Source organism: Streptomyces sp. NBC_01381, from assembly GCF_026340305.1.
Lineage (GTDB): Bacteria > Actinomycetota > Actinomycetes > Streptomycetales > Streptomycetaceae > Streptomyces.
The window spans coordinates 430126-447735 of record NZ_JAPEPI010000001.1 but is presented as its reverse complement, the minus strand read 5'-3'; the positions used below and the strand labels follow the sequence as shown (position 1 = coordinate 447735).

The following is a 17610-nucleotide window of genomic DNA, read 5'->3' as shown; positions in this document are numbered from 1 at the left end:
GCCGATGACGCACGCGAGCGATACAGGCGAGACAACCGACACGAGCGATGCGCACATGACGAACGGGAACGGCTTCCAGGGGCACGGCCGCACGGGCAGCCCCAATGAGCACGGCCACACCGGCACCCCCAATGAGCACGGCCGCACAGACAGCCCCAACGGCCACGTGCGCCTCAGCACCGAAGGCCTCCCCGCCTGGCTGACCCCCGTCGTCCGCGCCGCTCAGACCGTCAAGCCGACCCAGCTCAGCCGCTTCCTGCCCCCGGAGAGCGGCGCCGGACGCCAGTCCGCCGTACTGATCCTCTTCGGAGAGGGCGCCCAAGGACCCGAGCTGCTCCTCATGGAGCGCTCCGGGAGCCTGCGCTCGCACGCCGGCCAGCCCTCCTTCCCGGGCGGCTCCCTCGACCCCGAGGACGGCGATCCGCAGACGGACGGCCCCCTGAGGGCCGCCCTGCGCGAGGCCGAGGAGGAGACCGGGCTCGACCCCCGCGGCGTCCAGCTCTTCGGCGTGCTGCCCCGCCTCTTCATCCCGGTGAGCGATTTCGTCGTCACGCCCGTACTGGGATGGTGGCGTTCACCCAGTCCCGTAGGCGTGGTCGATCCGGCCGAGACGGCCCGCGTCTTCACGGTCCCCGTGGCCGATCTCACGGATCCCGACAACCGCGCGACGGCCGTCCACCCGCGCGGCCACGAAGGTCCCGCCTTCCTGGTCGAATCCGCTCTGGTCTGGGGTTTTACGGCCGGGGTGATCGACAAGATCCTGCACTTCGCGGGCTGGGAGCGCCCCTGGGACCGCACGAAGCAGGTCCCGCTCGACTGGCGCGCATGACAAGGTTGCGGGGACGTGGCGACCGCGATGCGAGGCGAGGATTGAATCGGTGAACGTGCTGGACATCCTGTTGGTGGTCGCCGCCGTGTGGTTCGCGGTGGTCGGCTATCGCCAGGGATTCGTCGTCGGCATCCTGTCGGTGATCGGTTTCCTGGGCGGCGGCCTCGTCGCGGTGTACCTGCTGCCCGTCATCTGGGGCGCCTTCACGGACGACAAGCAGGCGGTGGGCACGACGGCCGCCGTCGTCGCCGTCGTCATCGTGATCGTCTGCGCCTCGATCGGCCAGGCCTTCACCACACACCTCGGCAACAAGCTGCGCAGATACATCACCTGGCAGCCCGCCCGCGCCCTGGACGCGACGGGCGGCGCCCTGGTCAACGTGGTGGCGATGCTCCTCGTCGCCTGGCTGATCGGCTCCGCCCTCGCGGGTACGACGCTGCCGACGCTCGGCAAGGAAGTCCGTAACTCCAAGATCCTGCTCGGCGTCTCGCGCGCTCTGCCCAACCAGGCCGACACCTGGTTCGCGGACTTCTCCTCCGTCCTCGCGCGCAACGGCTTCCCGCAGGTCTTCAGCCCGTTCTCGAACGAGCCCATCACCGAGGTCCGGCCCCCCGACCCCAGGCTCGCCAAGAGCGCGGTCGCGACGAAGGCCAAGCAGTCCATCGTGAAGGTGCAGGGCGAGGCCCGCGGCTGCGGCAAGGTCCTCGAAGGCACCGGCTTCGTCTTCTCCGACCGCCGTGTGATGACGAACGCGCATGTGGTGGGCGGCGTGGACGAGCCGACCGTGCAGATAGGCGGAGACGGCCGGACGTACGACGCGAAGGTCGTGCTCTACGACTGGGAGCGCGACATCGCCGTACTCGACGTGCCGACCCTCCAGGCGCCCCCGCTGCAGTTCACGTCGAAGGACGCGGTCAGCGGTGACAACGCGATCGTCGCGGGCTTCCCGGAGAACGGTCCGTACGACGTGCGCCCCGCGCGCGTGCGCGGCCGCATCACGGCCAACGGCCCGGACATCTACCACCGGGGCACCGTGCGCCGCGATGTGTACTCGCTCTACGCGACCGTCCGCCAGGGCAACTCCGGCGGCCCGCTGCTCACGCCGGACGGCAAGGTGTACGGCGTGGTGTTCGCGAAGTCCCTCGACGACCCGGACACCGGCTACGCGCTCACGGCCGACGAGGTCCGCGAGGACATCGAGGCCGGCCGCACCGCCAACCAGGAGGTCGACAGCGAGGGTTGCGCGCTGTAGGCGGGGTGCCGGGGCGCCGCCCCGGATCAGTCGCGCGTATGACGCAGCCGCGCCGAGACCCAGCGGGCCCTGCGGCGCAAGATGCGTGGAATGCCGATGCCCTGAGCAGGGCCTTCGTGGCCCGGATCGTGCGGGCCGCCCCCCTCATGGCTGTTCAGCGCTGTGGCCGAGCGGCGGTTGCGTGCTGCGTCACTGTAGTCGTGCGTCCAGCCCATACCCCGACGTGTGCCCGTGCCTCAAGGTCGGTAACCGCGCCCAGGGGCCCCAATTGGCCTATGCGGGGGGCAAGTGGCCGTTCGTAGTACAGGCGTTCGCCCACCGACGATTCAGGGGTCGATTCAGGGGCCCGAAACCCTCACCGATCCGGCTCGGGATCCTTCAGCCAGTTCACCAGCTCGGTCGAGAACGCAACAGGGTCCTCTTCGTGAGGAAAGTGCCCGAGCCCGTCGAAAAGCCGCCAGCGGTACGGCGCTTCGACGTATTCGCCGGAGCCCGCCGCGCTCCTCGTACGCATCACGGGGTCGAGCGATCCGTGCAGATGCAGCGTGGGAACCTGCACCGGCCGCTTCATGCGGCGGTTGAACTGGATGCCGTCGGGGCGGGCCATCGAGCGCACCATCCAGCGGTACGGCTCGATCGAGCAGTGCGCCGTCGAGGGGATGGTCATGGCCCGCTGGTACGTCTCCACCGTCTCGTCGTCCGGCAGCTGCGGCCCCGACCAGTCCCGCACCAGACGCCCCACCAGGGCCCCGTCGTCCGCGACGAGTTGACGCTCCGGCAGCCACGGCCGCTGGAAACCCCAGACGTACGACCCGGCGGCGGTCTGCTTGCGGTCCGACAGCATCGCCGAGCGCCAGCGCCGCGGATGCGGCATCGAGGAGACGGCGAGGCGGCGCACCAGCTTGGGCCGCATCACGGCCGCCGTCCACGCCAGATATCCGCCCAGGTCGTGCCCGACGAGCGCGGCGTCCGGCTCACCGAGGGACCGGACGACGCCCGTGATGTCGAGCGCGAGGTTCGCCGGGTCGTAGCCGCGCGGCGTACGGTCGCTGCCGCCCACGCCCCGCAGGTCCATCGCGACCGCACGGAACCCCGCGTCGGCGAGCGCCACCATCTGGTGCCGCCAGGTCCACCAGAACTGCGGGAAGCCGTGCAGCAGCAGCACCAGCGGCCCGTCGCCCATCTCGGCGATGTGGAAGCGCGCGCCGTTGGCGGCGACATCCCGGTGGGTCCAGGGGCCTTCGATGCGTACGAGCGAGGGCGGCTGGGCCGAAAGAGGGGCGGGGTCCGTCATGAAGACGAGCGTGCCACAGCCGCGGCCTTCTCACCGACACGGTCGACGGCGGCACCCGCGGGGCTCACCACGCGGGGGTGCGGCTTGACGTTCCCCAGTACGGCAGCCGTCTCCTTGGCCGAAGCGGCCGCCTTCTGCGCGCCCCTGCCCTTCTTGGCCTTCTTCGCGAAGATGACGCCGATGAGCGCGAGGAGCCCCGCGACCAGCACGTTCGCCGCGAAGGACAGCACGAAGCAGATCGCCAGATTCCAGCCGCTCCAGGTCTCGATGCCGTACGCGAGGGCGAAGCTCAGCATCGGCAGCGAGAAGATCAGCACCGCGCCCGCCGCGGCGAACGCGGCACCGCCGACCGCACCGCGCTTGACGTCCTGCCGCAGCTGCGCCTTGGCCAGTGCGATCTCGTCGTGCACCAGCGCCGACATCTCGCTGGTCGCGGTGGAGACCAGCTGGCCGAGGCTGCGCTCGGTGCCGACGGGCCCGTCGGGTGCGCTCATCGCGTACTCCCTCTTCCGTAAGCGTGCATAAGCCTGCTCGGATACGTCTGTTCAGATACGACTGCTCAGCTAGGTCTGCGCAGCAAGTCTGCTAAGTCTGCGCAGATAAGTCTGCTCAGATCATGCCGGACCCTCGTCATCGGCGCGTGCCCCGCCCGACACTTCGGCAAGCCTGCGGTGTTCGGCCGCCTTCTTCTCGTAGATCGCGGCCATCCGCAGGTGGTACTCCGGCTTGTCCTGCTCGTAGATGTCGGGGATGCCGTCGAGGTCGTCGTCGCGCTCCTCCTCGGCCACCATCGTGCGGTACTTGGCGTTGCGGACCTTGAGCAGGATCGCGGCGAGCACGGCCGCGATGAGCGAGCCCATCAGGACGGCGGCCTTGATCTCGTCGGTGAGCAGCGGGTCCTCGGTGAAGGCGAGTTCGCCGATCAGGAGCGAGACGGTGAAGCCGATCCCGGCGAGCGAGGCGACCGCGAAGACGTCGGGCCAGGCCAGTTCGTCGTTGAGCTCGGCCCTGGTGAAGCGCGCCGCGAGCCAGGTGCCGCCGAAGATGCCGACCGCCTTGCCGACCACGAGACCGAGCACCACACCGAGCGTCTCCGGTTTGGTGAATACGTCTCCGAGCGCGCCGCCCGACACCGCGACACCGGCGCTGAACAGCGCGAACAGCGGCACGGCGAGGCCCGCGGAGAGCGGGCGCACCAGGTGCTCGATGTGCTCGCCGGGCGAGTGCTCCTCGTCGTCGCGGCGGGTGCAGCGCAGCATCAGGCCCATCGCGACACCGGCGATGGTGGCGTGGATGCCGCTGTTGTACATCAGGCCCCAGATGACCAGGGCCAGCGGAACGTAGATGTACCAGCCGCGCACGCCCTTGCGCAGCAGCACCCAGAAGACCGCGAGGCCGACGACCGCGCCGCCGAGCGCCGCGAAGTCGATGTCGCTGGTGAAGAAGACCGCGATGATCAGGATCGCGAAGAGGTCGTCGACGACGGCGAGCGTGAGCAGGAAGGCGCGCAGCGCGGACGGCAGGGACGTGCCGATGACCGCGAGGACCGCGAGCGCGAAGGCGATGTCGGTGGCGGTCGGCACGGCCCAGCCGTCCATCGAGCCGCCGCCGACGGTGTTGGTCAGGACGTACACGAGGGCGGGCACGGCCATGCCGCAGAGCGCTGCGACGACGGGCAGGGCGGCGGCCTTGGGGTCGCGCAGATCGCCGGCGACCAGCTCGCGCTTGAGTTCGATGCCGGCGACGAAGAAGAAGACGGCGAGCAGCCCGTCGGCGGCCCAGTGCTGGATGGAGAGATCGAGGCCGAGCGAGGCCGGACCCAGGTGGAAGCCGCTCACCGACTTGTACGACCCCGTGGCCGTGTTGGCCCAGATCAGCGCGGTGACGGCGGCGACGAGGAGGAGGACACCGCCGACGGTCTCGGCACGCAGCGCGTTCGCGACGAAGTTCCGCTCGGGCAGCGAGAGCCGTCCGAGTACCTTGCGGTTGTTGCTGGGTGCGGGCGCGGCCACGGGGGTCGACCTCCGGTCGGTAGGCAGGACGAATCACATGCCGACCAGACTTCCCGGCGCACCTAGGTGTTTCTTGTCGCGATGTTGACGCGATCCTTAGCTTACCTAACATGCGTCCGGACGTATCCGGTGATCGTCACTTTAAGCGCAAGAAGGGCACCCGGCGCGGTGCCGGATGCCCTTCTCCTGTACGTCTGACCAGTGCCCCGAAAGGGCCGGAGCGCTAGTCCTCGCTGGACGCAGCCGGCAGCTTCGTCTGGATCAGGTCCATGACCGAGGAGTCGGTCAGCGTGGTGACGTCACCCAGCTCCCGGTTCTCCGCGACGTCGCGGAGCAGCCGCCGCATGATCTTCCCGGACCGCGTCTTCGGCAGCTCCGCCACCGGCAGGATCCGCTTCGGCTTGGCGATCGGGCCGAGCGTCGTGCCCACGTGGTTGCGCAGATCCGCGACGAGCCCCTCCGCCTCCGCGTCGGCGGAACCCCGCAGGATCACGAAGGCCACGATGGCCTGACCCGTCGTCTCGTCCGCCGCGCCGACGACCGCAGCCTCGGCGACGGAGGGGTGCGAGACGAGCGCCGACTCGACCTCGGTGGTGGAGATGTTGTGCCCGGAAACGAGCATCACGTCATCGACCCGCCCGAGGAGCCAGATGTCGCCGTCGTCGTCCTTCTTGGCACCGTCTCCGGCGAAGTACTTGCCTTCGAAGCGCGACCAGTAGGTGTCGATGAACCGCTGGTCGTCGCCCCAGATGGTGCGCAGCATCGAGGGCCACGGCTCGGTCAGGACGAGATATCCACCGCCCCCGTTCGGCACTTCCTGGGCCTCGTCGTCGACGACGGTGGCGGAGATGCCCGGCAGCGCGCGCTGGGCACTGCCCGGCTTGGTCTCGGTGACGCCCGGCAGCGGCGAGATCATCATCGCGCCGGTCTCGGTCTGCCACCAGGTGTCCACGATCGGGCAGGTGTCGGCGCCGATGTTCTTCCGGTACCAGATCCACGCCTCGGGGTTGATCGGCTCACCGACCGAACCGAGGACGCGCAGTGAGGACAGGTCGAACTTCGCGGGGATGTCGTCGCCCCACTTCATGAACGTACGAATGGCCGTCGGCGCCGTGTAGAGGATCGTCACCCCGTACTTCTGCACGATCTCCCAGAAGCGCCCCTGGTGTGGGGTGTCGGGCGTGCCCTCGTACATGACTTGCGTCGCGCCGTTGGCCAGCGGCCCGTACGTGATGTACGAGTGGCCGGTCACCCAGCCGATGTCGGCCGTGCACCAGTAGACGTCGGTCTCCGGCTTGAGGTCGAAGACGGCGTGGTGGGTGTACGCGGCCTGCGTGAGATAACCGCCGGACGTGTGCAGGATGCCCTTCGGCTTACCCGTCGTACCCGACGTGTAGAGGATGAAGAGCGGGTTCTCCGCGTCGAAGGCCTCCGGGGTGTGCTCGGCGGACTGCCGCTCGGTGAGCTCGTGCCACCACACGTCGCGGCCCTCGGTCCACGCCACGTCCTGACCGGTGCGGCGTACGACGAGGACGCGCTCGACGGAGCTTCCCTCGCGCGAGACGGCGTCGTCGACGGCGGGCTTGAGCGCGGCGGCCTTGCCCCGGCGGTAGCCGCCGTCGGAGGTGATGACGACCTTGGCGTCGGCGTCCTTCACGCGCGTGGCGATGGCGTCGGCGGAGAAGCCGCCGAAGACCACGGAGTGCGCGGCGCCGATGCGGGCGCAGGCCAGCATCGCCACGACGGCCTCGGGGATCATCGGCAGATAGACGGCGACCCGGTCGCCCTGCCGGACACCCAGCTCGGTCAGCGCGTTCGCGGCGCGGCCGACCTCGTCCTTCAGCTCGGCGTAGGTGATGGCCCGGCTGTCGCCGGGCTCACCCTCGAAGTGGATCGCCACGCGGTCGCCGTTGCCGGCCTCCACATGACGGTCCACGCAGTTGTACGCGACGTTGAGCTTGCCGTCGGCGAACCACTTCGCGAATGGCGGGTTCGACCAGTCCAGCGTCTCGGTCGGTTCGGTGGCCCAGGTCAGCCGGCGGGCCTGCTCGGCCCAGAAGCCGAGCCTGTCAGCCTTGGCCTGTTCATACGCCTCCGCGGTGACGTTGGCGTTGGCCGCCAGGTCGGCCGGCGGCGCGAACCTTCGCTCTTCTTTAAGAAGGTTGGCCAGGCTTTCGTTGCTCACGACATCTCCCATTCCCAGGGTGTCCGTTGTGTCCCAAGCCACAGCTCATCAGACGTATACCCCTGGTGACAAGAGCCTGCCGAAAATTGGTTTAGACCTGTACTCGGGCAGATGGCTCGTCCTCCTGGGCCGGTGTCACCTGGTCGAAGACCTCGTCCTGACCCTCGGTCAGCAGATAGGCCTGCGCCTCACCTACGTGGAAGTACATCCCGTGCAGTTCGAGCGCGCCCTCGGCCATCCGCCGGGCCACCGCCTCATGGCCGCGCAGATGCTCCAACTGCTGCACCACATTGGTCAGACAGAGCTGCTCGACCGTGTCCGCGGGCGCCCGCCCCGCAAGCCGGGCCCAGGTCTTGTCGGCGTCGTGCGCCGCCATGCGCTCAAGGCTCGGCATCCCGTGCTTCAGCCACCGCCGCAGGGGCGTCTGGGCGCCGCCGGGCGGCGTGTTGAGCAGGGCCTGCATCGCCCCGCACCCGGAGTGCCCGCACACGGTGATGGACCGCACCTTCAGCACGTCCACGGCGTACTCGATCGCCGCGGCCACCGAGTCGTCCCTGCTCTCGGCACCCGGCAGCGGCACCAGATTGCCGACATTGCGTACGACGAAGAGGTCGCCGGGGCCGCTCGACGTGATCATCGACGTGACGAGCCGGGAGTCGGCACAGGTCAGGAAGAGCTGTGAGGGGCGCTGCCCCTCACGTGCGAGGCGGGCCAGCTCGCCCCGCACATGCGGGGCCGTGTTCCGCTGGAACGCGCTGATGCCGCGGGCCAGTTGATGCCCGGGGGGCCGCCCGTCGCCCGGTGTCTCCTCGGGGCGGTCGCAGTGGTGGTTGCGCCAAGCCGTCCAGGGGCGGCAGCAGGAGTGCGACGTGCTCGCGGGCTCGGCGATCCGCGTCCCCGCGCGCCCGGTCACCTCGACTCTGCCGCCCTGCGCGGTGTGCGCTTCCTGCCAACACTGCAGCGCCTCGTACGCGGCATGGTCCATGAAAGAGCCGTCCAACTCGACGATCGTGGCCGCTCCTTGGGGTACGAGATGCAGCGCCCTGCTGAGCCTCGGCACCGCGAGGAACGTCAACTGTCCGCGCACGCGGACGTGGTGGACGTCGTCCTCCTCGGCGTGTGTGATCCGGGTCCGGGCGAGGCGGTGCAGCGCGACGGTCACGGCGACGGCGACGCCGAGGGCCACGCCTTCGAGCACGCCCAGGAAGACCACGCCGAGTGTTGTGATCGCGTAGACGAGGATCTCGCGGTGGCGGGTGATGGTGCGGATGTGGTTCAGGCTCACCATTTGGATGCCGACGGCCATCACCAGGGCGGCGAGCGCGGCGAGCGGGATCAGCTCCAGGGCGGGGACGAGCAGCAGGGCGGCTACTACTACCCAAACGCCGTGCAGCATTGTGGAGTTCCTGCTGACGGCGCCCGCCCGCACATTGGCCACGCTGCGCACCGCGACCCCGGCGACCGGCAGCCCGCCGAGCGCGCCGGAGACGACATTGGCGGCGCCCTGCCCGAGCAGCTCCCGGTCGAGATCGGAGCGGCCGACGCGGGACTGCCCCGCGGCCCGCCGGGAGGTGAGCTTGTCCACGGCGACCGCGCCGAGCAGCGACTGCACCCCGCACACCAGCGTGACGGTGAGCACGGCGGCGACGATCCCGAGCACGGGGCCTTCCGGGAGCCCGGCCAGCGCGTGACTGCGCCACGACGGCAGGTCGACCTTGGCGAGGCTGAGTCCGGCGACACAGGCGCAGACGGTCGCCCCCGCGACGGCGACGAGCGGGGCCGGCACGACGCGCAGGACTCTCCCCGGGCGTCCCGGAATCCGTGGCCAGGCGAGCAGGATCGCCAGTGTCAGAAGGCTGATCGACAGGTCGGCCAGGTGCAGATCGGCCAACTGGGCGGGCAGCGCGCGGAGGTTGTCCGGCACGGAGCTCTGCGGGGTGCCGCCGAGCACGATGTGCAGCTGGGCGACGGCGATGGCGACACCGATGCCGGCGAGCATGCCGTGCACGATGGCGGGGCTGACGGCGAGCGCGGAGCGGGCCACGCGCAGGCAGCCGAGGCCGAGTTGGGCGCATCCGGCGAGGACGGTGATGGCGCAGGTGGTGCGCCATCCGTAGCGCTGGATGAGGTCGGCGGTGACGACCGTGAGGCCGGCGGCGGGGCCGCTCACCTGGAGCGGTGATCCGCCGAGCCGTCCGGCGACGAGTCCGCCGACGGCGGCGGCGACGAGCCCTGCCTGGAGCGGTGCTCCGGTGGCGAGCGCGATGCCGAGGGAGAGCGGCAGGGCGATCAGGAAGACGGCGATCGACGCGGAGAGGTCGGCGCCGGAGATGCGGAACCTGCGGAACCGGCTGTTCTTGCCGGACGGCGGGCCGTGGGGCTCGTGGTCGTGTGAGGCGTGAGTCGAGTCGGTGGCGTGGGCGGGGACAAAAGCGGTCATGGCTTCCCGTCTCCTCCGGGGCGGCGCGGTCGCGGGACAAGGGGTCCTCCGGCGGTCTCCGGAGGGCGGGGTCGCGGCCGTGGGTCACGGCGTTGCAGCGGCGGGATATCTCAACTCTCGGTAAACGAATCGTAATGGAGAGTAAAGGCCCTGGTTGGATAAATGGGTCAAATGGGGCATTGAATCACTCTGGCGAGTGAATAAAGCTATTCGTCGGCTTGTCGGAACCCGCCTCCCGTGCCCTCGTGCGACGTTGGCGATGTCGCCGGGCATTTCATAGGAATTACGACTTAATGCCTGTGATGCCCCTTGTGGTGATCCCGCAGCGACCCCTGCGGTGCTCTCCGCAGACCCCTGCCCTGACTCGAAGCCGATGTGAAGGAAGAAGGTGGGCGGAAGATGGCCGCCACCCAGAGGATCCAGCGGATCGCCGCGGGCATCACCGCCCTCGTGGCATGCGTCGCGGCACTGGCCGGTTGCGCGGGCGGCGACGCCGGCGCCGAGAAGGGCGCACCCGGCCCCGGAAAGGCGGCTCCCGCCCCGGCGCCCAAGAGTGCGGTCCGCATGATCGGCGACGGCTCCACCGCCTTCACCGGTCAGCAGCCGCACCTGCCGAGACCCGCACGCCTCAAGCCGGGCCAGAAGCCACCCCAGTTCGTGGTCTTCTCCTGGGACGGCGCGGGCGAGGACAGCCAGGAGCTCTTCTCGCACTTCCGCAAGGTCGCCAAGCGGAACAACGCGACGATGACGTACTTCCTCAGCGGCGTGTACGTGCTCCCCGAGGAGAAGCGCAAGCTCTACAAGCCGCCGCAGCACCTGCCCGGCAGCTCGGACATCGGCTTCAACGACCGCAAGGGAATCAAGGACACCGTGGAGCAGCTCCGCGGCGCCTGGCTCGAGGGCAACGAGGTCGGCACGCACTTCAACGGCCACTTCTGCGGTACGAGCGGCGGCGTGGGCCAGTGGTCGGTCGCCGACTGGAAGTCCGAGATCGGCCAGGCCAAGGCCTTCGTCAAGGCCTGGAAGACCAACACGGGCATGAAGGGCGCTCAGCCGCTGCCCTTCGACTACGACAAGGAACTGATCGGCGCCCGCACGCCCTGCCTCGAAGGCCAGAAGAACTTCATGCGGGCGGCCCGCGAGCTCGGCTTCCGCTATGACACCAGCGGCGTCAACAACCAGCTCTGGCCCAAGAAGAAGGAAGGCCTCTGGGACCTGTCGATGCAGCTGGTCCCGGTCCCAGGACGCAAGTTCGAGACGCTCACCATGGACTACAACTTCATGGTGAACCAGTCGGGTACGACGTCCCAGGGCGCCCCGGACAAGCACGAGTACTGGGGCGACCAGATGCGCGACGGCCTGCTCCAGGGCTTCGACCGCGCCTACAAGGGCAACCGCGCCCCGCTGATCATCGGCAACCACTTCGAGTCCTGGAACGGCGGCACGTACATGCGCGCCGTCGAGGAGACGATCGAGTCGGTCTGCACCAAGCCCGAAGTGCGCTGTGTCTCCTTCCGGCAGCTCGCCGACTGGCTCGACGCCCAGGATCCGCAGACCCTGGAGCGCCTCACCAAGCTGCCGGTCGCCACGGCCCCGAAGGGCGGCTGGGCGTCCTACCTCTCGGCCCAGCCCGCCCCGGCCCCGAAGGGTGTACCGGGCGCCCCGGCGGTCAAGCCGTAGCGCCCACAGGTCAGTTCAAGCCGTGACGCCCGCCGGGGTGCTCAGGCCGTAGCGGCCAGCCGCTCGCGCAGCACGAAGTCGGGGTCGACCTGGCCCGCCAGGTCGGCGCCCGTTCGTTCGTTGCCCCAGCTCTGTGCGTTCTTCAGGTGGAAGTGCACCATCTGGCGCGTGTAGCGCTCCCAGTCCCGGCGCTCGTACGAGGCGTCGGCGGCGGACTGAAGTGCTTGCAGGGCAAGGCGGTTGGTCGCCTCCAGGCGCTCGAACCGGGGCGGCCTGCCCTTCTCCATGGCACGGACCCAGTCCGAGTGCCCGACCGTCACCAGGAGGTCGTCGCCCACCTGCTCACGCAGGAAGTCGATGTCGTCCTGGCTCTGCACCTTGTTGCCGACGACCCGGAGTGCGACCCCGAAGTCCCGTGCGTATTCCTTGTACTGGCGATAGACCGAGACGCCCTTCCGGGTCGGCTCGGCCACCAGGAACGTCATGTCGAAGCGGGTGAACATGCCGGAGGCGAAGGAGTCCGAACCGGCGGTCATGTCGACGACCGCGTACTCGTCGCGCCCGTCGACCAGGTGGTTCAGACACAGCTCCACCGCCCCCGTCTTGGAGTGGTAGCAGGCGACACCGAGGTCGGCTTCGGTGAACGGCCCTGTGACCATCAAACGCACGGCGGCGTCGTCGAGTTCCACCGTCCGCGCGCACGCGTCGTACACCGGGTTGTCCTCGCGCACCCGAAGCAGCCGCGAGCCCTCGCCGGGAGGCGTGGTCTTGATCATTGTCTCGGCGGAGGCGATCCGAGGGTTGGAGCCGCGCAGATAGTCCTTGATGAGCGGAAGGCGCGCCCCCATGGCGGGCAGTTCGGCGGCGACGGTGTCGTCGAGGCCGAGCGCGGGGCCCAGGTGCTGGTTGATGTCGGCGTCCACCGCGAGGACCGGTGCTCCGGTGGCGGCGAGGTGGCGGACGAAGAGCGAGGACAGCGTGGTCTTGCCGCTGCCGCCCTTCCCTACGAAAGCGATCTTCATGTTCACCAAGGGTAGCCTGATGATCACCTGACGTATCCATTCGGCGTGAAGAAGACCACTCCTTCGTGGGGCGGGCGCCGGGTGTGCGTAGGGTCGTACTCATGAGTACGACAGCTGATCCGCTCGCCGCTCTGGGCGCGCTGCCGGGAGTGAGCGACTCCGTGGACTCCGTGCGCAAGGCCGTGGACCGGGTCTACGGCCACCGGATCATGCGGCGCCGCAGCAACGAGGTCACGTCCGAGGCGGCCCTGCGCGGCGCGCGCGGCTCCGCGGCGCTCTCCGGCGCCGAGTGGGCGCTCGAAGAGGTCCGCCGGCGCAGCGACTTCAGCGGCGACGACGAGGCGCGCACGGTCGGCGCGGCCCTGCGGCTGACCGCGGAGGCGGGCCAACTCCTGTCCATCTGGCGGCAGTCGCCGCTGCGGGTCCTGGCCCGGCTGCACCTGGTCGCGGCGGCGGAGGCCGATGAGTCGGCGGGGCGGCCGCGCCTCGCGGGCGAGCCGGTCGACGAGCCCCTGGTCGAACTGAACGTGCCGGACGCCGAGGAAGTGGCGGGGCGCCTGGAAGGGCTCTCGCAGCTGATCATCGCGGGAAGTTCCGCACCAGCCCTCGTGACGGCGGCCGTGGTGCACGGGGAGCTGCTCAGCCTGCGGCCCTTCGGCTCGCACAACGGCCTGGTCGCGCGCGCGGCCGAGCGCATCGTCCTGGTGGGCAGCGGCCTGGACCCGAAGTCCATCTGCCCGGCCGAGGCGGGGCACGCGGAACAGGGCCGGGCGGCGTACGTGGCGGCGCTCGACGGCTATGCGTCCGGTACCCCGGAGGGGATGGCCGCCTGGATCGCCCACTGTGGGCGTGCGGTCGTGCTGGGAGTCAGGGAGTCGACGGCGGTCTGCGAGGCGCTGCAGCGCGGTGCGGCGTAAAAGGACCCCGAACAGGGTTGCGGCGGTACGAGTTCTCGTACCGCCGCTGGCATGTTCACCGTGTTACCAAGCGTCCTCGAAGGTTGCCCATCAGGTCGGGAACATTGCCCGTCACCTGGTGCGGCTGGCCCGTAATCGACGGGTCGACGTCGCGTGGGTGCTCGATGTTCATGCTTCGGTCCGTGGGGCCGTGGTTGCGTTTAAAGGTAATCCTCTCGGATGTCCTTGGTCTCGCGGGCCGTTGACTCCTTTGTACTCCTGTCCTGGGGTAAGCGGAAGTCCTGGCCCTACTTCTTTACTTTTAGGTTCAAATAAGGGTGAATCGGGCGCGGGGTGTCCGGCGCCTGCTGGCGAACCAGACGAGACCCGCGGTGGCAGCCGCCGCGCCCACCGCGGCCACCGCCACGAGCGCCGGACGGGACGGCTTCTGCCGCCGCTCCTTGAGCCGCACCGGACGGTGGAAGTCGAGAATCGGCCACCCGCGCGAGACGGCCTCGCGGCGCAGCGCACGATCGGGATTGACCGCGTGCGGATGCCCGACGGACTCCAGCATCGGGATGTCGGTCACCGAGTCGCTGTAGGCGTGGCAGCGGTCGAGGTCGTACCCCTCGGAGACCGCGAGCTCCTTGATGGCGGCCGCCTTGGTGGGGCCGTAGGCGTAGTACTCCACCTCGCCCGTGAAGCATCCGTCGTCGCCCACGACCATTCGGGTGGCGACCACCCGGTCCGCGCCCAGGAGTTCCCCGATCGGCTCGACGACCTCGGCGCCCGATGTGGAGACGATGACGACGTCGCGGCCCGCGGTGTGGTGCTCCTCGATGAGGGACGCGGCCTCGTCGTAGATGATCGGGTCGATCAGGTCGTGCAGTGTCTCGGCGACGATCTCCTTGACCTGCTGCACGTTCCATCCGCGGCAGAGCGCGGACAGGTACTCGCGCATCCGCTCCATCTGGTCGTGATCGGCGCCGCCGGCGAGGAAGACGAACTGCGCATAGGCGGTCCGGAGTACCGCCCTGCGGTTGATCAGGCCGCCTTGGTAGAACGACTTGCTGAAGGTGAGAGTGCTCGACTTCGCAATGACCGTCTTGTCCAGGTCAAAGAAGGCGGCTGTGCGAGGCAAGGAGTGGTTTTCCACGAGCCCGAGCATAGGCGCCCACCATTCGGCGTAAGGTGAGGCGCGTGGGTTTGCCTGAGAAGGCTCTCGGGTACACCATGGAAGTCACGGATCGTTCGCGACCGTGCTAACCCGGTCTGGCTCCTCCCCCCCCGAGTCGGACCGTGGGGACGACCCCCGCTCTCCCCCCCGGCGGGGGTCGTCGCATGTCCGGATGGGTTTTACGGGCTTCGTACGACTCCGATCCGATCACGTGACGCGTCTGGGCCGCCGATTCGGCGGCCCTTTCGCTTGCCCAAGATCCGTCACTGTGCGTAGCCGTCAGGCTGCTCTGTGGAAGTCTTCGGGATGTCACCGGTATGGGTGAAGGGGATATTCACAGCCCACGTCTTGTCCACAGTAATTGACCAAGATCCACACGATTTCCGGGATCGCTGCACGCTGATTCCGCTCGTTCTGCACGCGAAGTTCATGGCCGGATTGCTTTGGCCGGTTCTTCGCCGATGTGGAACGCGGCATTCACGGGGCTTGGAGTGAGAGGGGGCAGGAGATCGTGGCTGGAGTGATTACGGACGACAGGCCGCCGCAGTCCGACGGACGGCAGAGCGGACCGCTGATCGTCACGGAAGATGTGGACCTGCTGGACGACCTGCTGCGGCTGTGCGCCGCGGCGGGCGCGCGACCCGAGGTGCAGCACGGGGTGCCGGAGCGCAGAGGCGGCTGGGACGCCGCCCCGCTCGTGCTGGTCGGGGACGACGCGGTGGACCGGGTGCGGGGGGCCGCGCGCAGGCGCGGGGTCGTGCTGGTCGGCAGGGATCAGGACGATTCCGGGGTCTGGCAGCGCGCGGTGGAGATCGGCGCCGACCATGTCCTCGTCCTGCCCGACGGCGAGCGCTGGCTGGTGGACCGCATCGCCGACGTGGCCGAGGGCGTGGGGCGGCCCGCGCTCACCGTGGGGGTGATCGGCGGGAGCGGTGGCGCCGGCGCGTCGACACTGGCCTGTGCGCTGGCGGTCACGGCGGCCCGCGCGGGGCGGCGCACGATGCTCGTCGACGCCGACCCGCTCGGCGGCGGGCTCGACGTGCTCCTGGGCGGCGAATCGGCCGACGGGCTGCGCTGGCCCGCCTTCGCCCAGTCCAGGGGACGCGTCGGCGGTGGCGCCCTCGAAGAGTCGCTGCCCGAGCTGCACTCGCTGCGCGTCCTCAGCTGGGACCGGGGCGATGCGGTGGTCATTCCGCCGGATGCCATGAGGGCGGTGATCGCGGCGGCCCGCCGGCGGGGCGGGGTGGTGGTCGTGGACCTGCCGCGCCGGGTGGACGAAGGAGTGGCCGAGGCACTGGCCCAGGTGGACCTGGGGCTCCTGGTGGTCCCGGCGGAGCTGCGCGCGGTGGCAGGGGCGCGACGGGTCGCGTCGGCGGTGGGGATGGTGCTGCGGGACCTGAGAGTGGTGGTCGGCGGTGGCGCCGGTGGTCCGGCGGGTGCGGGCGGCTTCGGCGGCCTCGGCTGCTTCGACGCGGAAGAGGTCGCCAGGCTGATCGGTCTGCCACTGGTGGGTGAACTTCCCAGAGAGGCCGGACTGTTGGCGGCGCAGGCCGGGGGCATGCCACCAGGAGGCGTCGCACGGGGGCCGCTCGCGCGCTTCTGTACGGCCTTCTGGGAGCGGGTCCCCGTCGACGCCACCGGAGGCGGCTCATGAGCGCCGTCGTCGGGGCCAGGATGCTGGACGGAGTGCGCCAGTGGCTCGCCGAGAGCGGCACCGAGCCGACCCCGGCCCGGGTCGCCGAGGCGCTCCGGGCCCAGGGCAGGGTGCTCGGCGACGCTGAAGTCCTCGGCGCGGCCGCACAGTTGCGCTCGGAGCTGGTGGGCGCCGGGCCACTGGAGTCCTTGCTCGCGGACGCCTCGGTGACCGATGTGCTGGTGTCCGCTCCCGACCGGGTGTGGGTGGACAGGGGCGGCGGCCTGGAGCTGACCACCGTGTCCTTCGAGGACGCGGCGGCGGTGCGGCGGCTCGCACAGCGGCTCGCGGCCGTGGCGGGGCGACGACTCGACGACGCGAGGCCCTGGGTGGACGCACGGCTCCCGGACGGCACCCGCCTCCACGCGGTACTGCCACCGGTCGCCGTCGGCTCGACCTGTCTCTCCTTGCGCGTCGTACGTCCCAAGGCCTTCACCCTCGCGGAACTGGTCGCGGCGGGCACGGTGCCGCCGGGCGGGGACCGGGTGCTGCGGGCGCTGCTCGACGCGAGGCTCTCGTACCTGATCAGTGGCGGGACGGGCTCCGGCAAGACGACGCTGCTGAGCGCGCTGCTCGGCTTGGTCGGGCCGGGGGAGCGGATCGTGCTCGCTGAGGACTCTGCGGAGTTGCGCCCCGACCACCCGCATGTGGTGCGCCTGGAGGCCAGGCCCGCGAATCAGGAGGGCACTGGACAGGTTGGCTTGGACGACTTGGTGCGGCAGGCCCTGCGGATGCGGCCCGACCGGCTCGTCGTGGGCGAGGTGCGGGGCGCCGAAGTGGTCCATCTGCTGGCCGCGCTGAACACGGGCCATGAAGGCGGTTGCGGCACGGTGCATGCCAACGCGGCGGGGGATGTGCCCGCGCGGCTTGAGGCACTGGGGACGGCGGCGGGGCTCGACCGGGCGGCGCTGCACAGCCAGTTGGCGGCCGCGCTGTCCGTGGTCCTCCATCTCGTACGGGACCGGACAGGGCGGCGGCGGATCGCCGAGGTGCATGTCCTGGAGCGGGACCCGTCGGGCTTCGTGATGACCGTGCCGGCGCTGCGGTGGGGCGAGCGTTCCTTCGTACGGGAGCGCGGCTGGGAGCGGCTTGACGGGCTCCTCGGGGGTGCGAGGTGAGCACGGTCGGAG

General features: G+C 70.0%; 14 protein-coding genes. 6 read left to right on the top strand and 8 right to left on the bottom strand.

The window, feature by feature from the left end:
* Positions 1-55 precede the first annotated feature (55 nt).
* Together OG453_RS02170 and OG453_RS02165 are read left to right on the top strand one after the other, a co-directional pair.
* Positions 56-829, top strand: coding sequence for a CoA pyrophosphatase (locus OG453_RS02170; RefSeq protein WP_323178592.1), 774 nt, complete (start codon positions 56-58; stop codon positions 827-829).
* A gap of 49 nt (positions 830-878) precedes the next feature.
* Positions 879-2081, top strand: coding sequence for a MarP family serine protease (locus OG453_RS02165; protein WP_266863929.1), 1203 nt, complete (start codon positions 879-881; stop codon positions 2079-2081).
* A 26-nt stretch (positions 2082-2107) separates the two neighbouring features.
* On the opposite strand, the gene OG453_RS02160 is transcribed toward OG453_RS02165, so the two are convergent.
* The 6 genes from OG453_RS02160 to OG453_RS02135 form a co-directional block, all read right to left on the bottom strand.
* Entirely contained in the window at positions 2108-2296 is a 189-nt protein-coding gene (locus OG453_RS02160) for a hypothetical protein (RefSeq protein ID WP_135333949.1), read from the bottom strand.
* 140 nt (positions 2297-2436) lie between these two features.
* The gene (locus tag OG453_RS02155; RefSeq protein ID WP_266863924.1) at positions 2437-3375 is read right to left on the bottom strand and encodes an alpha/beta fold hydrolase; all 939 of its coding nucleotides are present in this window, start codon (positions 3373-3375) and stop codon (positions 2437-2439) included.
* The gene (locus OG453_RS02150; protein ID WP_266863922.1) at positions 3372-3869 is read right to left on the bottom strand and encodes a phage holin family protein; all 498 of its coding nucleotides are present in this window, start codon (positions 3867-3869) and stop codon (positions 3372-3374) included. Before OG453_RS02150 ends, OG453_RS02155 begins: the two co-directional genes overlap by 4 nt.
* Positions 3870-3989: 120 nt before the next feature.
* Complete coding sequence (gene nhaA, locus OG453_RS02145; protein WP_266863920.1) at positions 3990-5387, bottom strand: Na+/H+ antiporter NhaA; 1398 nt, start codon at positions 5385-5387, stop codon at positions 3990-3992.
* A gap of 223 nt (positions 5388-5610) precedes the next feature.
* Positions 5611-7614 carry an acetate--CoA ligase gene (acs, locus tag OG453_RS02140; RefSeq protein ID WP_266863918.1) on the bottom strand — a complete coding sequence of 668 codons (2004 nt, stop codon included), beginning with the start codon at positions 7612-7614 and terminating at the stop codon, positions 5611-5613.
* Between the two features lie 49 nt (positions 7615-7663).
* Positions 7664-10012 (bottom strand): bifunctional SulP family inorganic anion transporter/carbonic anhydrase, encoded by a 2349-nt coding sequence (locus OG453_RS02135; RefSeq protein WP_266863916.1) that lies wholly within the window; start codon positions 10010-10012, stop codon positions 7664-7666.
* A gap of 399 nt (positions 10013-10411) precedes the next feature.
* Here OG453_RS02135 and OG453_RS02130 point away from each other — a divergent pair, with 399 nt between their 5' ends.
* On the top strand, positions 10412-11692 hold the full coding sequence (locus OG453_RS02130) for a hypothetical protein (RefSeq protein WP_266863914.1): 1281 nt from the start codon (positions 10412-10414) through the stop codon (positions 11690-11692).
* A gap of 41 nt (positions 11693-11733) precedes the next feature.
* Here OG453_RS02130 and OG453_RS02125 read toward each other — a convergent pair whose 3' ends face one another.
* Complete coding sequence (locus OG453_RS02125; RefSeq protein WP_266863912.1) at positions 11734-12714, bottom strand: ATP-binding protein; 981 nt, start codon at positions 12712-12714, stop codon at positions 11734-11736.
* 101 nt (positions 12715-12815) lie between these two features.
* On the opposite strand from OG453_RS02125, the gene OG453_RS02120 reads away from it, so the two are divergent.
* Positions 12816-13631, top strand: coding sequence for a Fic family protein (locus OG453_RS02120; RefSeq protein ID WP_266863910.1), 816 nt, complete (start codon positions 12816-12818; stop codon positions 13629-13631).
* Positions 13632-13938: 307 nt separating this feature from the next.
* Here OG453_RS02120 and OG453_RS02115 read toward each other — a convergent pair whose 3' ends face one another.
* The gene (locus OG453_RS02115) at positions 13939-14778 is read right to left on the bottom strand and encodes an HAD family phosphatase (RefSeq protein ID WP_266863908.1); all 840 of its coding nucleotides are present in this window, start codon (positions 14776-14778) and stop codon (positions 13939-13941) included.
* A 520-nt stretch (positions 14779-15298) separates the two neighbouring features.
* Between OG453_RS02115 and ssd the strand changes: the two genes are divergently transcribed.
* A complete protein-coding gene (gene ssd, locus OG453_RS02110; protein ID WP_266863906.1) occupies positions 15299-16441 on the top strand; it encodes a septum site-determining protein Ssd in 1143 nt (380 codons plus the stop codon).
* On the top strand, positions 16438-17598 hold the full coding sequence (locus tag OG453_RS02105; RefSeq protein ID WP_266863904.1) for a TadA family conjugal transfer-associated ATPase: 1161 nt from the start codon (positions 16438-16440) through the stop codon (positions 17596-17598). The genes ssd and OG453_RS02105 overlap by 4 nt, the downstream gene beginning before the upstream one ends.
* Positions 17599-17610: the final 12 nt, after the last annotated feature.

Coding starts and splice junctions, on each gene's coding strand:
- OG453_RS02170 (WP_323178592.1), top strand. CDS start 56: ATGACGAACGGGAACGGCTTCCAGGGGCACGGCCGCACGGGCAGCCCC.
- OG453_RS02160 (WP_135333949.1), bottom strand. CDS start 2,296: ATGGGCTGGACGCACGACTACAGTGACGCAGCACGCAACCGCCGCTCG.
- OG453_RS02155 (WP_266863924.1), bottom strand. CDS start 3,375: ATGACGGACCCCGCCCCTCTTTCGGCCCAGCCGCCCTCGCTCGTACGC.
- OG453_RS02150 (WP_266863922.1), bottom strand. CDS start 3,869: ATGAGCGCACCCGACGGGCCCGTCGGCACCGAGCGCAGCCTCGGCCAG.
- OG453_RS02135 (WP_266863916.1), bottom strand. CDS start 10,012: ATGACCGCTTTTGTCCCCGCCCACGCCACCGACTCGACTCACGCCTCA.
- OG453_RS02130 (WP_266863914.1), top strand. CDS start 10,412: ATGGCCGCCACCCAGAGGATCCAGCGGATCGCCGCGGGCATCACCGCC.
- OG453_RS02125 (WP_266863912.1), bottom strand. CDS start 12,714: ATGAAGATCGCTTTCGTAGGGAAGGGCGGCAGCGGCAAGACCACGCTG.
- OG453_RS02120 (WP_266863910.1), top strand. CDS start 12,816: ATGAGTACGACAGCTGATCCGCTCGCCGCTCTGGGCGCGCTGCCGGGA.
- OG453_RS02115 (WP_266863908.1), bottom strand. CDS start 14,778: ATGCTCGGGCTCGTGGAAAACCACTCCTTGCCTCGCACAGCCGCCTTC.
- OG453_RS02105 (WP_266863904.1), top strand. CDS start 16,438: ATGAGCGCCGTCGTCGGGGCCAGGATGCTGGACGGAGTGCGCCAGTGG.